This is a genomic window from Mesorhizobium sp. M0500, assembly GCF_040321165.1.
Classification (GTDB): Bacteria; Pseudomonadota; Alphaproteobacteria; order Rhizobiales; family Rhizobiaceae; genus Mesorhizobium.
Map to the genome: position 1 here is coordinate 286028 of NZ_JAMYRB010000005.1, position 12872 is coordinate 298899.

The 12872-nt window shown below is 62.4% G+C and carries 11 protein-coding genes; 9 read left to right on the forward strand and 2 right to left on the reverse strand.

Annotated features, from left to right (window positions below; all coding sequences use genetic code 11):
- The first annotated feature begins 275 nt into the window (after nucleotides 1-275).
- From NKI70_RS12805 to NKI70_RS12830, 6 genes are all read left to right on the forward strand, one after another.
- Nucleotides 276-1217, forward strand: coding sequence for a sugar ABC transporter substrate-binding protein (locus NKI70_RS12805; protein ID WP_352451673.1), 942 nt, complete (start codon nucleotides 276-278; stop codon nucleotides 1215-1217).
- Between the two features lie 114 nt (nucleotides 1218-1331).
- Entirely contained in the window at nucleotides 1332-2408 is a 1077-nt protein-coding gene (locus NKI70_RS12810) for an ABC transporter permease (protein ID WP_292655972.1), read from the forward strand.
- A 2-nt stretch (nucleotides 2409-2410) separates the two neighbouring features.
- Nucleotides 2411-3178, forward strand: coding sequence for an ATP-binding cassette domain-containing protein (locus NKI70_RS12815; protein ID WP_254815918.1), 768 nt, complete (start codon nucleotides 2411-2413; stop codon nucleotides 3176-3178).
- Nucleotides 3179-3246: 68 nt separating this feature from the next.
- On the forward strand, nucleotides 3247-4248 hold the full coding sequence (gene iolG / locus NKI70_RS12820; RefSeq protein ID WP_352724642.1) for an inositol 2-dehydrogenase: 1002 nt from the start codon (nucleotides 3247-3249) through the stop codon (nucleotides 4246-4248).
- A gap of 23 nt (nucleotides 4249-4271) precedes the next feature.
- The gene (locus NKI70_RS12825; protein ID WP_023677517.1) at nucleotides 4272-5066 is read left to right on the forward strand and encodes an SDR family oxidoreductase; all 795 of its coding nucleotides are present in this window, start codon (nucleotides 4272-4274) and stop codon (nucleotides 5064-5066) included.
- Between the two features lie 474 nt (nucleotides 5067-5540).
- The gene (locus NKI70_RS12830) at nucleotides 5541-6632 is read left to right on the forward strand and encodes a 3-deoxy-7-phosphoheptulonate synthase (RefSeq protein WP_352724643.1); all 1092 of its coding nucleotides are present in this window, start codon (nucleotides 5541-5543) and stop codon (nucleotides 6630-6632) included.
- 213 nt (nucleotides 6633-6845) lie between these two features.
- On the opposite strand, the gene NKI70_RS12835 is transcribed toward NKI70_RS12830, so the two are convergent.
- Complete coding sequence (locus tag NKI70_RS12835; protein WP_352724644.1) at nucleotides 6846-7955, reverse strand: Gfo/Idh/MocA family protein; 1110 nt, start codon at nucleotides 7953-7955, stop codon at nucleotides 6846-6848.
- Nucleotides 7956-8107: 152 nt separating this feature from the next.
- Here NKI70_RS12835 and NKI70_RS12840 point away from each other — a divergent pair, with 152 nt between their 5' ends.
- The gene (locus tag NKI70_RS12840; protein WP_023677514.1) at nucleotides 8108-8953 is read left to right on the forward strand and encodes a MurR/RpiR family transcriptional regulator; all 846 of its coding nucleotides are present in this window, start codon (nucleotides 8108-8110) and stop codon (nucleotides 8951-8953) included.
- On the opposite strand, the gene NKI70_RS12845 is transcribed toward NKI70_RS12840, so the two are convergent.
- On the reverse strand, nucleotides 8950-9840 hold the full coding sequence (locus NKI70_RS12845) for an AraC family transcriptional regulator (protein WP_023677513.1): 891 nt from the start codon (nucleotides 9838-9840) through the stop codon (nucleotides 8950-8952). The genes NKI70_RS12840 and NKI70_RS12845 overlap by 4 nt on opposite strands.
- 138 nt (nucleotides 9841-9978) lie before the next feature.
- Between NKI70_RS12845 and NKI70_RS12850 the strand changes: the two genes are divergently transcribed.
- On the forward strand, nucleotides 9979-10707 hold the full coding sequence (locus NKI70_RS12850) for an SDR family NAD(P)-dependent oxidoreductase (RefSeq protein ID WP_352620620.1): 729 nt from the start codon (nucleotides 9979-9981) through the stop codon (nucleotides 10705-10707).
- 200 nt (nucleotides 10708-10907) lie between these two features.
- Nucleotides 10908-12842, forward strand: coding sequence for a bifunctional 5-dehydro-2-deoxygluconokinase/5-dehydro-2-deoxyphosphogluconate aldolase (locus NKI70_RS12855; protein WP_352724645.1), 1935 nt, complete (start codon nucleotides 10908-10910; stop codon nucleotides 12840-12842).
- Nucleotides 12843-12872 lie beyond the last annotated feature (30 nt).

Genomic DNA, 12872 nt, shown 5'->3' on the forward strand with positions numbered 1-12872 from the left:
TATCAGAACGCTTTCAGGCCTGGCTTGCGTTAGCGTCCGTCTAAAAGCGCTCGAAATGCCGAAAATCCATTCCTCATGGCGAAATCTCGCTTGACGCCCAAGCGAAATGGAATAAATATTTCACCAACTGAGAATTTTGGTTCTTTCGTTCCGGAAGATCTGTTTCAGGCAAATGCCTCCGGAACTAAAAATGGCAATCGGGAGAGAATTCCCTGCGAGATCGGGGATTCCGGGTAGATCGGTGCAGCCGGACACCAATGTGGAGGAGAAATAAAATGAAAAAACTGCTTTTGGGCGTCGCGTTCGCGGCGCTGATGAGTTCGTCCGCCTTTGCTGCCAAGATCGGCGTGTCGATGGCGTTGTTCGACGACAATTTTCTCACCGTGCTGCGCAACGGCATGATTGAACAGGCCAAGGGCATGGACGGCGTCGAGCTGCAGGTGGAGGATGCGCAGAACGACGTCGCCAAGCAACTCGACCAGATCAAGAACTTCGCCGCCTCAGGCGTCGACGCCATCATCGTCAACCCAGTCGACACCTCGGCGACTCAGGCGATGTCGGACGCAGCCGCCGCTGCCAAGATTCCACTGGTCTATGTCAATCGCGAGCCGGTCAACGTCGACACGCTGCCCGAAAACCAGGCCTTCGTCGCCTCGAACGAAGCCGATTCCGGCACGCTCGAGACCAAGGAGGTCTGCCGCCTGTTCAAGGAGGCCGGCAAGACTGAAGCCAACGTCTATGTGATCATGGGCGAGCTGTCGAACCAGGCAGCGGTGCAGCGCACCAAGGACATTGACGACGTGATCGCCACGCCGGAGTGCAGCTTCATCAAGATCATCGACAAGCAGACGTCGAACTGGAAGCGCGAAGAAGCGCAGAACCTGATGACCAACTGGCTGTCGACCGGCAAGCCGTTCGACGGCGTCATCGCCAATAATGACGAAAGCGCCATCGGCGCCATCCAGGCGATGAAGGCCGCCAACATCGACATGAAGTCGGTTGTCGTCGGCGGGGTCGACGCTACCCAGGATGCGCTTGCCGCGATGCAGGCGGGCGACCTCGATGCGACGGTGTTCCAGGACGCGGCCGGCCAGGGTGCCGGCGCGCTTGACGCAGCGCTCAAGCTGGCGAAGGGCGAGAAGGTCGAGCACAAGGTCTACATCCCGTTCCAGCTGGTCACGCCGGCAAATATCGACAAGTTCCTGAAGAAGAACTGAGGCGGACCTGTCCGATACGGAGCGGCGCGCCAAAGTAAGACAGCGCCGCTCCGCTTTTTCCCTCTCGGCCTGAACAGCGCCGAGTGGAGACCGTGGCTGACGGAGGAAGCACGATTGGCACAGACATCTCACGGCGTCGGCGGGCTCAGCTATGATGCGAAACGGCGCGCATGGCCGGCCGAATTCAACGTCTTCCTGGCGCTCGTCATCCTGGTCGGCGCTTTCGAGCTGATCGGCCGGGTTTTCCTGGGCGACAGCTTCCTGTTCAACACCCGCGACAATATCGATGCGATCTTCAACGAAGCGCGCCTGCAGATCATCATCCTGCAGGTGTCGATAGTCGGCATCATTGCCATCGGCGTGACGCAGGTGATCATTACCGGCGGCATCGACCTGTCCTCAGGTTCGATCGTCGGCGCCACGGCGATGATAGCCATGAGCTTCGCCCAGGTGGCGACCGTCAATGGCAACCCGAACCCGAAGGCGATGTTCATCGCGCAGGGCTGGACCGACCTGCCGGTGATCGTGCCCGTGCTGGTCGCGATCGGCTGCGGCCTGCTGGCCGGCCTGGTCAACGGCGCTTTGATCGCCTACACGCGCATCCCGCCGTTCATCGCCACGCTCGGCATGATGGTCACCGCGCGCGGCATCGCCAAATGGTGGTCAAAGGGGCAGCCGATCTCGTTTCCGACCGAGAGTTTCGCCGCCATTGGCAAGGGGCTGATGCCGGTCATCATTTTCATATCGCTCGCAGTGCTGTTCCAGCTGATCCTGAGTTACACCAAATATGGCAAGCACTGCTATGCAATCGGCTCCAATGAGGACGCCGCGCGCATGTCCGGCATCAACATCGCCAACCACAAGATCCTCGTCTACGTCATTGCCGGCGTCCTCGCCGCGCTCGCCGCCGTGGTGCTGAGCTCCAAGAATCTCACCGCCCAGGCCGGCATGGGTGTAATGTACGAGCTCGACGCGATCGCCATGGCGGTTATCGGCGGCGTCTCGCTGTCGGGCGGCCGCGGTTCGATTATCGGGACAGTGATCGGCTCGCTGATCTTCGGCGTCATCATCTCCGGCTTCACCTTTCTGCGCCTCGACGCCTATTATCAGGAGATGGTCAAAGGCGTGATCATCGTCGGCGCAGTCGTACTCGACCAGTGGCGCCAACGCCTGCGGGCGATGAGGGCTTGATCATGTCAGACATCGTCCTGAAGACCGAAAACCTGACCAAGTATTATGGCGGCGTCCATGCGCTGGAGGGTGCCAACTTCGAGCTGCGCAAGGGCGAGCATGTCGCCATCATGGGCGACAACGGCGCTGGCAAATCGACCTTCGTACGCCAGATCACCGGCGTCGAGCAGCGCACCAGCGGCAGGATGTGGTTCGACGGCAAGGAAGTGAATTTTGCCGGCCCCATCGAAGCCCGCGAGGCGGGCATCGAGACGGTGTTCCAGAACCTGGCGCTCGCCGACGACCTCGACGTGCCGTCGAACCTGTTCCTCGGCCGCGAGCGGGTGCTTTTCAATCTCGGGCCCTTCTCGATCCTCGATCGCAAGTTCATGCGCAAGGCGACCGAGGCAGCCTTGGTCCGGACAGCGGTCAAGATCCCCAATCTTTCCAATACTATCCGCCACATGTCGGGCGGCCAGCGCCAGTGCGTAGCAATTGCCAGAACCGCGACCTTTGCTTCCAAGCTCATCATCATGGATGAGCCGACGGCGGCACTCGGCGTGCAGGAGACGATGCAGGTCGAAAACATCATCCGCACGCTGAAGGAGAATGGCGAACCGCTGATCCTGATCTCTCACAACATGCGCCAGGTGTTCGACCTGGTCGACCGCATCGTCGTTTTCCGGCGCGGCCGCATCGTCGCCAATTTGCGCAAGCAGGACACCGACGGCAACGATATCGTCTCCTACATCACCGGCGCCAAGACCGGGCAGGCGGAACTTGCGGCGTAACGGCCAACGCCGAGCCACAGGCGCTAACACGCCCTCCCTTCCGAACCATTCTCAAAGGAAAACTCTTCATGCCTCTTCGCTTTGCTCTTCTCGGTGCCGGCCGTATCGGCAAGGTCCATGCTCGCGCCGTCGGTTCCAATCCTGAGGCCAGGCTGGTCGCAGTTGCCGACGCCTTCGAGAAGGCGGCGACCGATCTGGCCTCTGCCTATGGCGCCGAAGTGCGCAGCATCGATGCCATCGAGAAGGCCGGCGATATCGATGCGGTCGTCATCTGCACGCCGACCGATACCCATGCCGATCTGATCGAACGCTTCGCCAAAGCGGGTAAAGCGATTTTCTGCGAAAAGCCGATCGACCTCGACGCCGCCCGGGTGGAACGTTGCCTGGCCGTCGTCGACAAGGCCGGCGCCACCCTGATGGTCGGCTTCAACCGCCGCTTCGATCCGCATTTTGCCGCCGTGCGCAAGGCGATCGACGACGGCGCCATCGGCACTGTCGAAATGGTGACAATCACCTCGCGCGATCCCGGCCCGCCGCCGCTCGACTATATCGGCCGCTCGGGCGGCATCTTCCGCGACATGACCATTCATGATTTCGACATGGCGCGCTTCCTGCTCGGCGAGGAGCCGGCGGCGGTCAGCGCGCATGCTTCGGTGCTGGTCGACAAGAAGATCGGCGAGGCCGGCGACTTCGACAGCGTCAGCGTCATCCTCGAAACTGCCTCCGGCAAGCAATGCGTTATCTCCAACTCACGCCGCGCCACCTACGGCTACGACCAGCGCATCGAGGTGCATGGCTCGAAAGGCATGATTGCGGCCGAGAACCAGCGGCCGGTGTCGATCGAACTGGCCAATGAGAAAGGCTATACGCGGCCGCCGCTGCACGATTTCTTCATGACCCGTTATCTCGACGCCTATGCTAACGAGATCGCTGCCTTCATTGCGGCAGCGACGTCAGGCAAGAAGGCGGCGCCGAGCGGCAAGGACGGGCTGGTGGCGCTCAGGCTGGCGGATGCGGCGCTGAAATCGGCCAAGGAAGGCAAGACCGTCCGCCTCGACAAAACAATCTGACTATCAAGCACAGGAGCAAGGCGATGAACGGTTCAGCCGGTCGCAATTCCGAAACACGCGCCATCGTTACCGGCGGCGCACAAGGCATCGGCTTTGCCGTCGCCGAAGCGCTGGCCGATGAGGGCTGCCGGGCGCTGGCGCTGATCGGCCGCTCGCAGGAGAAGGGCGACAAGGCTGTCGCCATCCTCAAGGGGGCAGGCGTCGATGCCATCTTCATCAGCGCCGACGTCTCAAAAGTGGCCGACTGCAAGCGTGCGGTCGAAACGGCGATTGGCCATTTTGGTACCGTCAACGCGCTGGTCAACGCCGCTGCCACCTCGGCTCGCGGCTCGCTGGTCGAGACCTCCGAGGATCTGTTCGACCAGATATTCCAGACCAATGTGCGCGGCCCGTTTTTCCTGATGCAGGGCGTGGTGGCGCATTTGCTGGCGCGCCAGGTACCGGGCTCGATCGTCAACGTGCTGTCGATGTCGGCGCATTGCGGCCAGTCGTTCCTGGCGCCCTATTCGTCGAGCAAGGGAGCGCTGGCGACACTCACCAAGAATGTCGCCAATGCCTATCGCGGCAATCGCATCCGCTGCAATGCGGTGCTGCCCGGCTGGATGGACACCGAGGGCGAGGCGATCGTGCAGAAGAAATGGCACGACGCGCCGGAGGACTGGTTGGAGAAGGCCGAAGCCGCGCAGCCGATGGGCCAATTGGTGAAACCGGCGCAGCTTGCCCGGTTGATCAGCTATATGATCAGCCCGCAGTCCGGCGTCATGACCGGGTCGCTGGTCGACTACGATCAGAGCATCGCCGGGGCGTCACCGGAATAACGCCGGCAAGTCTAGCGGAACGCCGCCCATCACTTCGTCATCCACGGGCGGAGCAAGGAGCGCAGCGACGCGGCGCAGACCCGAGGATCCATGCCGTGACATCTAGGCGTCGCTACAATGCAGAATTTAGTTCCGCAGCACTCCTTGGCCAAGGCAACGGCATGGATCCCAGGGTCTCCGCGACGGAGCTCCGCTCCTGCTTCGCCCTGGGATGACGAAGTTCGGGGGGCTTCAGCCAATCGCGAATGGGCTGGAGTAGACCTCCTCCTCACCAGGCACGTGACAAGCGCCTCCGCATCGACTATATCAGCCCTCATGATCAACCTGACCGCCACATATTGGTACTTTATGAGCTCGCTGGCGGCGGGAGGATTGCGCTCGATCTGAAGATTGCAGCAACAATATCCGAACAGCCGCCAGACCTGGCGGCTTTTTTGTTTCAGCCGGCAGGTCTCCCAAACAGGAGCATAAGCCGTGTTGACGACCACAGACGATCTTCGGGTCAAAGAAATAAGGGAATTGAGCACGCCGGACGAGGTGATGCGGGAGATACCGCGCACGCTGACGGCGACGCGGACCGTTGCCGCGTCACGCAACGCGATCCACGCCGTGCTGACCGGCACCGACGATCGGCTGGTGGTCGTCGTCGGCCCCTGTTCGATCCACGACCCGGCCGCCGCCGTAGACTATGCCAGCCGTTTGGCATCGCTGCGTGAAAGCCTGTCGGACCGGCTGGAGATCGTGATGCGGGTTTATTTCGAGAAACCGCGCACGACGGTCGGCTGGAAGGGCCTGATCAACGATCCCGACCTCGACGGCAGCTTCAACATCGACAAGGGGTTGCGGATGGCCCGCAACGTGCTCTCCGCCGTCAACAATCTCGGCCTTCCGGCGGCCACCGAATTCCTCGACATGGCCACCCCGCAATATATTGCCGACCTCGTCGCCTGGGGCGCGATCGGCGCACGCACGACAGAGAGCCAGATCCATCGCGAGCTGGCGTCAGGCCTGTCCTGCCCGGTCGGCTTCAAGAACGGCACCGACGGCAATCTGCGGATTGCCGCCGAAGCGGTGAAGTCCGCCGCCCAGCCGCATCATTTCATGGCGGTGACAAAGGGCGGGCGCAGCGCCATCGCGACGACCACCGGCAACGAGGACTGCCACGTCATCCTGCGCGGCGGTATTGTGCCGAATTATGACGCGGCAAGCATTGCTGCTGCCTGCGCTGAGCTCGGCCGGATCGGCGTGGCGCCGCGGCTGATGATCGATGTCAGCCACGCCAACAGCAGCAAGAAGCCGGAAAACCAGCCGCTGGTGGCGGCTGACATGGCGGGCCAGATCGCGGCGGGCGACGAGCGCATCGTCGGCATCATGATCGAGAGCAACCTCGTCGCCGGCCGGCAGGACGTCGTGCCCGGCAAGCCGCTCGTCTATGGCCAGAGCATCACCGATGGCTGCATCGACTGGGCAACCACCGAGACGGTGCTTTACGGCCTTGCCGACGCCGTCGAGCGGCGCCGGTCGGCGAGACGTGCCATGATCGCCGATCGCCCGGGAGCCGCCTGAGGCAGCCAATGCCGGCCCTGTCCCTTCTCCCCTTGTGGGAGAAGGTGGATCGGCGCGCAGCGCCGAGCCGGATGAGGGGTGCCGGAAGGATCTCGGCGTGAAAATTTGAGGGATTTGAAGCGCTTATTTCTTTGCTGTAGCGATCCGTCCAACACCCCTCATCCGACCGAGCTTCGCTCGGCCACCTTCTCCCACAAGGGGAGAAGGGGCTTACTACCGCACCTCCATCCAGCGCTGTTCCGCGAACGAGCGCGCCATCGCGTGCACCGTGCGCTCGATCTCCAGGCCTTCGTCGAAATCGATGATCCGCGCCGGCTTGCCGGCAAGCCGCGTCAACAGCTCCCGGCATTCGATGATCTTGAGATCATTAAAGCCAAGGCCGTGACCGGGCGCCGGCAGGAAGGCGTCATAAGGCTTATGATGCGGCGCCACCAGGATGGTGCGGTAGCCTTGCTCGGTCGGCCGGTCGGCCGTCAGATAGAGTTGGAACTCATTCATCCGCTCCTGGTCGTACAGGATCGAGCCCTTCGAGCCAAAAATCTGGATGGCGATCCGGCCTTTGCGGCCCCAAGCCGAACGGTTGACCAGCAGCGTGCCGGCGATGCCGTTTTCGAGATGCATCAGGATGCTGGCGATGTCGTAGGTCTCGACCGCGCGGCGCCCGCCCGAGGCGACGCGGCGGTCGGCATAGGGTTTGGCCATGTCGCACATGACGCGGGCAACGCGGCCGAACAGTACGGCGATGAGCGACAGCGGGTGCACGGCGAAATCGTCGAGCGCGCCGTAGCCGGACGCCGCCTCGTGCTTCCAGAAGAACAGCGCCTCCGGATCGGCCATGAAGTCCTCGTCCATCTCGATACGCAGATGGTTGACCTCGCCGATGATCTTCTCGTCGAGCAGCGCGCCGATATGGCGGATCGCTGGGTTCTGAATATAGTTATAGCCGAGCGCGGCCACCTTGCCGGACTTTTGGGCCGCCGCAGCCATTGCTTGCGCCTCGGCGAAGCTCGGCGCCATCGGTTTTTCACACCACAGATGCTTGCCGGCTTCGAGGATGGCGATGGCCATTTCCGGGTGGAACTGGTTCGGCGTGGTCAGCGAAACGACATCGACTTCCGGGTCGTCGACGACGGCGCGCCAATCGCCGGAGGCCTTGGCGAAGCCGAATTCGCTGGCACGGCGTTTGGCAAGGTCCTCGTTGACCTCGCCGAGATGGACCAGCCTTGGCTTGTCCACATCGGGAAAGACGGTGCCGACCGCGTTCCAGGCGATGGCGTGGCACTTGCCCATGAAACCCGTGCCGATAAGACCTACCCCGACCATCTGCCTTGCCTCCGTGTGCGCAAATTGTGTGGATGAATTAGTCCATTTTGTCTGGAGATGGAACGCTTGTCTCATTTTTTATGGTGTTCTTGCACAGGCCCGCTATGATGGGGCACAGAGGGAACCAGACGATGAGCCTGGGCGGAGCGACGATGGACGAACGGGTGCCGCGCGATTTCGAGACGCTGCGGGCGACGATCCTGGAGCGGCGCCACAGCCTGCCGAAACGTATCGCCCAGATCGCCGCCTATGCGCTCGACAACCCAGACGATATCGCCTTCGGCACCGCTGCCAGCATCGCCGCTTCCGCCGGTGTCCAGCCTTCGACCCTGATCCGCTTTGCCCAGCAGCTTGGTTTTGATGGTTTCACCAGCCTGCAGTTGGTGTTTCGCGAGCGCCTGCGCGAGCGCAACTCATCCTATGATGAAAGGCTGGCGGCATTGCGCGCCAAGGCCGAGGAAGGCGCCGGCCACCGCGCGATTTTCGACGGTTTTGTTGCCGCAGCCAGTACCTCGCTCAACGACATTTCGCGCACGCTGAATGAAGACCATTTCGAAGATGCGATCACCGTGTTGGCCAAGGCCGAAACCATTTACGTGCTGGCCAAGCGGCGCTCCTACCCGGTCGCCTCCTATATCGCCTATGCATTGGGCAAGCTCAAGATCCGCAACCAGCTGATCGAATCGGCCGCCGGCCTCAATGCAGAGATGATCGGCTTTGCCTCTCCAAGGGACGCCGTGATCGCCATCAGCTTTTCGCCCTATGCCCCGGCCACCATCGAGGAGGCGCGCGTCATTTCGGAGCAAGGCGTGCCGATCGTGGCGATTACCGACAGCTCCTTTTCGCCACTCGCCCAATTCGCCAGGGTCTGGTTCGAGGTCGCCGAGGCCGATTTCGCCGGCTTCCGCTCGCTGTCGGCGACGATGGCTTTGGCTATGGCGCTGACCGTCGCGGTCGGCGAGAAGCGGCGCGATACTGGCAAGAAGCGCAAGCCTTAGATCACCTCTATTGCGGTTTCGCCTTCTGCCGAAAGCCGCGCTGCGTCGCGGGCAGGCGGCGACCCGAACTGGCGGGCATACTCCCGGCTGAACTGGGAAGCACTCTCATAGCCGACGGCGAAGGCGACACGTGCGACGTTGCCCGGCTGGGCAATCAGCAGATGGCGGGCTTCCAGCAAGCGGATTTGCTTTTGATACTGGATTGGGCTCATGGCCGTCGCCGCCTTGAAGTGACGATAAAACGCAGCACTGCTCATACGGGCAATCTCGGCCAGATCGCCGACCCGGACCGGCTGATGGGGATGCGAACGGATCCAGGCGATCGCCCGGCCAATCCGGGACAGATGGCCATCGGCGCGCGCAAGTTCACGAAGCTTTCCGCCTTGGGGGCCTTGCAGGAGCCGAAACAGCATCTCTCGCTCGATCATGGTCGCGAGCACGGAAATCTCCGCTGGCCGGTCAAGCAGCCGCATCATTCGACGCAACGCGTCGAGCAGATCGTCATCAGCGGGAGAGGTGGAGAAACTGTCGCCACTGAGGGCCGGCGCGTGCTCGACGAGGAGCGCGGCGACGGCCTGCAGGTCAAGGGTCAAGCCAATGGCCAGGTAAGGACGCGCCGCGCTCGCTTCGATTATCTGGCTGATGGTGGGCGTCTCGACAGTATAGATGAAATAGCTGGCCGGATTGTAACGAAGAGCTCGGTCGCCGATCAGAACCGTCTTCGCGCCCTGCAGTACGAATAAGATCCCCGACCCCCACACCCCTGACAATGGCGGCGTGGCGACTTCGCTGCGGCCGATCGAAACGCGGGGAACCGCCGTTCTTGTTCGTCGCCCGCGCGCATGGCGGCCGGCGATCTCGATCAACTCCTGCAGCGCCTTGCTCATTGCGCCAGCATCGCGCATTCGCACCGGCGGCGCAACAGCGTGAGAGGATTAGGCAAGAGCCGGAGAATTTCCGGCGCGCAACGCCCGCTGCCTCGCACCATTTGTGGGTCTTCCACAAGAAAAATGGAGACACCGATTATGAGAACATCGAAAAGCGCGCTGGTGACCGGCGCCAACAAGGGTATAGGCCATGAAATCGCCCGGCGACTGGCGACCATGGGCTTCAAGGTCTGGCTCGGCGCCAGGAGCGCCGAACGCGGCATGGCGGCGGCGCAGGCATTGCGCGCCGAAGGCCTCGACGTGGAGTGGCTTGAGCTGGACGTCACGCGGGATGACAGGGTGAAGGCGGCAGCCGAGGCATTCAGGCAGGCCAGCCCCTGCCTCGACGTGCTGGTGAACAACGCCGGCGTCGCCATCAATTACGACCTGCCGCCGAGCCAGCAGCGGATCGCCGACATCCAGGCCACCTACGACGTCAATGTCTTCGGCCCGATCCGCGTGACCCAGGCATTCCTGCAGCTGCTGCTAGCAGCACCTGCTGCCCGGATCGTGATGGTGAGCAGCTCCACCGGGTCCATCGGCCGGGCGCTCGATCCCGCCACTGCGAACCACGCCGTTAACATGATGGGCTACGGCAGCTCCAAGACAGCCTTGAATGCCATCACGGTGGCGTTCGCCAGGGAGCTCGCGCCCCAGGGCATCAAGGTCAACGCCGCGGCGCCCGGCTACACTGCCACCGATCTCAACGGGTATAAAGGTCACCGCACGGTGCAGCAGGCGGCCGAGATCGTCATTCACCTGGCGACCTTGGACGCCGATGGCCCGACCGCCGGGTACTTCAACGATGATGGCCCGCTTCCTTGGTAAATCAGCTGGTTTCAGTGGTAGACACTTGACGTTCGTCTGACTTCAAAGTTTCTGAACGCGCGAGCCTTGCACAGCACTTTTCAGTCTTGGGAATGCTCGTTCCATATTGACTATGGATTGGAATTATTATTTCATATTGCCGGCGCCACGCTGCCGCTCGCGCGTGTTACCCAAGACAACAAAGCCGATGGGAGGTTCGAATGGGCGAAGCCGTGGAAGCGAAATATTCGCCGCTCGACATCATCACCATCGGCCGCGCTTCCGTCGATCTCTATGGTCAGCAGATCGGCTCGCGCCTCGAGGACATTACTTCCTTTGCCAAATCGGTCGGCGGCTGTCCGGCCAATATCGCGGTCGGTACTGCCAGGCTCGGCCTGCGCTCGGCGCTGCTCACCCGCGTCGGCAATGAGCAGATGGGCCGCTTCATCCGCGAGCAGCTGAACCGCGAGGGCGTTTCGGTCCAAGGCCTCAAGACCGATCCGGAGCGGCTGACCGCCCTGGTGCTGCTGTCGGTCGAGGATGAAGGCGTCTCGCCGATGATCTTCTATCGCAGCGATTGCGCCGACATGGCGCTTTCGGAAGACGATATCGATGAGGCGTTTATCGCTTCGGCACGCGCGGTCGTCGTCACCGGCACGCATTTTTCACGGCCCAACAGCGACGCCGCCCAGCGCAAGGCGATCCGTGTCATGAAAGCCAAGGGCGGCAAGGTGGTGTTCGACATCGACTACCGCCCCAACCTCTGGGGTCTCGCCGGCCACGCCGAAGGCTTCGAGCGCTATGTGAAATCCGACCGCGTCTCGGCGCAGTTGAAGACGGTGCTGCCCGATTGCGATCTCATCGTCGGCACCGAAGAGGAAATCATGATCGCCTCGGGGGCAGACGATTGCCTGAGCGCGCTGAAAACCATCCGCTCGCTGTCGGCGGCAACCATCGTGCTGAAACGCGGCGCCATGGGCTGCATCGTCTATGACGGGCCGATCAGCGACGACCTCGAGGACGGTATCCTCGGCAAGGGATTTCCAATCGAGGTCTACAATGTGCTCGGCGCCGGCGACGCCTTCATGTCGGGCTTCCTGCGCGGTTGGCTCGGCGAGGAAGGCCTGGCGACAGCGGCGACCTGGGCCAATGCCTGCGGCGCCTTTGCAGTGTCGCGGCTGCTCTGCGCACCGGAATACCCGACTTTCGAGGAATTGCAGTTCTTCCTGAAAAACGGCAGCAAGCATCTGGCGCTGCGCAAGGACGAGGCGATCAATCACATTCATTGGGCGACCACGCGCCGGCGCGACATCCCCTCGCTGATGGCGTTCGCCTGCGACCACCGCGTCCAGCTGGAGGATGTCGCGGCAAAAGCCGGCGCCGATCCGTCGCGAATCCCAGCTTTCAAGGTGCTGACGGTCAAGGCTGCGGCCAAGGTCGCGGCTGGCCGCGCCGGCTACGGCATGCTGCTCGACGAAAAATACGGACGCGAGGCGATGTTCGAATTCGCCCACCATTCCTTCGCCTGGCTCGGCCGGCCGGTCGAGTTGCCGGGTTCGCGGCCGCTTCGCTTCGAGTTCTCGCAAGACATAGGTTCGCAACTGACCGAATGGCCGGTCGACCACTGCATCAAGTGCCTGTGCTTCTATCATCCCGACGATCCCGCGGCGCTGAAGAGCGAACAGCAGCAGAAACTGCGCGCTTTGTTCGAGGCCGCGCGGAAAGTGGGCAGAGAACTTCTGGTCGAGATCATCGCCGGCAAGCACGGCAGGCTCGACGACATGACCATCCCGCGCGCGCTCGAGGAACTCTACGCACTCGGCATCAAGCCCGATTGGTGGAAGCTCGAACCGCAGGCATCGGCCGGCGCATGGGCAAAGATCGAGGCGGTGATCCTGAAGAACGATCCGTGGTGCCGCGGGATTGTGCTGCTTGGCCTCGAAGCGCCGCAGGATGAATTGGAAGCGGCCTTTGCTGCCACCGCCAAGGCGTCTATCGTCAAGGGCTTTGCCGTCGGCCGCACCATCTTCATCAACGCGGCCGAACAATGGCTTGCCGGCAAGATGTCAGACGATGAAGCGGTTGCCGACATGGCATCTCGCTTCGAGAGACTGACCGAGGCATGGCTTGCGGCGCGCGGCCGCAAAGCAGCATAAGAAGGCGCGGCATAAGGACTGCGGAGGAAC

Bases quoted from the DNA above. Each gene is read 5' to 3' on its own strand.
- NKI70_RS12850 (WP_352620620.1), top strand. From the start codon at position 9,979: ATGAGAACATCGAAAAGCGCGCTGGTGACCGGCGCCAACAAGGGTATA.
- NKI70_RS12845 (WP_023677513.1), bottom strand. From the start codon at position 9,840: ATGAGCAAGGCGCTGCAGGAGTTGATCGAGATCGCCGGCCGCCATGCG.
- NKI70_RS12835 (WP_352724644.1), bottom strand. From the start codon at position 7,955: ATGGTCGGGGTAGGTCTTATCGGCACGGGTTTCATGGGCAAGTGCCAC.
- NKI70_RS12855 (WP_352724645.1), top strand. From the start codon at position 10,908: ATGGGCGAAGCCGTGGAAGCGAAATATTCGCCGCTCGACATCATCACC.
- NKI70_RS12815 (WP_254815918.1), top strand. From the start codon at position 2,411: ATGTCAGACATCGTCCTGAAGACCGAAAACCTGACCAAGTATTATGGC.
- NKI70_RS12805 (WP_352451673.1), top strand. From the start codon at position 276: ATGAAAAAACTGCTTTTGGGCGTCGCGTTCGCGGCGCTGATGAGTTCG.
- NKI70_RS12825 (WP_023677517.1), top strand. From the start codon at position 4,272: ATGAACGGTTCAGCCGGTCGCAATTCCGAAACACGCGCCATCGTTACC.
- iolG (WP_352724642.1), top strand. From the start codon at position 3,247: ATGCCTCTTCGCTTTGCTCTTCTCGGTGCCGGCCGTATCGGCAAGGTC.
- NKI70_RS12840 (WP_023677514.1), top strand. From the start codon at position 8,108: ATGGACGAACGGGTGCCGCGCGATTTCGAGACGCTGCGGGCGACGATC.